The 676-nt window shown below is 67.5% G+C and carries 1 protein-coding gene and 1 pseudogene; both read right to left on the bottom strand.

Translation table 11 applies throughout. The features are described 5' to 3' along the window. A partial coding sequence (locus tag ACFPFQ_RS19465; RefSeq protein WP_379620770.1) for a maleylpyruvate isomerase family mycothiol-dependent enzyme occupies nucleotides 1–444 on the bottom strand: 444 nt, incomplete at its 3' end. Continuing rightward, nucleotides 441–676: pseudogene (locus ACFPFQ_RS19470) on the bottom strand (hypothetical protein); the annotation flags it as partial. The pseudogene ACFPFQ_RS19470 and the gene ACFPFQ_RS19465, both read right to left, overlap by 4 nt.

Raw genomic sequence — 676 nt, forward strand, 5'->3', positions numbered from 1 at the left:
GCCTGCCGACGAAACTCCTCGGAGTAGTTCTTGCGGGCCATGATCTGGATCATCTCGCTTCCCCAGCAAGGTGCTGGATTCACCGTGTCCAAGATCAGGGGTCAAGGCCCGTGCGATCCGGCCACCGAACCCGGCGGTCAGCCCGCGGGGCCGCAGGTGGTTGCGGACCAGCTCGACCAGGGCGTCGGTGCTGCGCTCGGCGTAGGCGGAGACACCGACGGCGTTGACGCGGTCCGGATTCACGCCGCCCTTGATGAACCGGCCGACCAGCCCGCCGATGCCGAGTTCCTCGTAGCTGAACATGTGCGCGACGACGTCGCGGACCCGCCATCCCGCACACAGCGAGGGCGAGTCCCACTGGGCGGGTGTGAGTGTGTCGAGGAGGTTGGCGAGGTCGGCCCGCTCGTCGTGGGCGAGGCTCATCGTGTCAACGGCTGTGCTCACGGCCGGTCCGCCACGGTCTTGGTGAAGCTGTCGAGCAACAGCGTCCATCCGCCGCCGCCCTGGATGGCGTCGTTGATGGTTCCGCCGCCGTCGAGTCGTTCGAAGTGGCGGTGCTCGACGGTGACGGTGGTGTCGTGCGGTCTGTTCGCCGTGAACCGGACGTCTGAGTGTGCCAGCCTGAGTTGGCCCCACTTGGAGCCCGAGTGATGGCTTGAGGTGGCCCCACCCTCGA

The sequence above is a fragment of the Pseudonocardia sp. GCM10023141 genome (assembly GCF_042653605.1).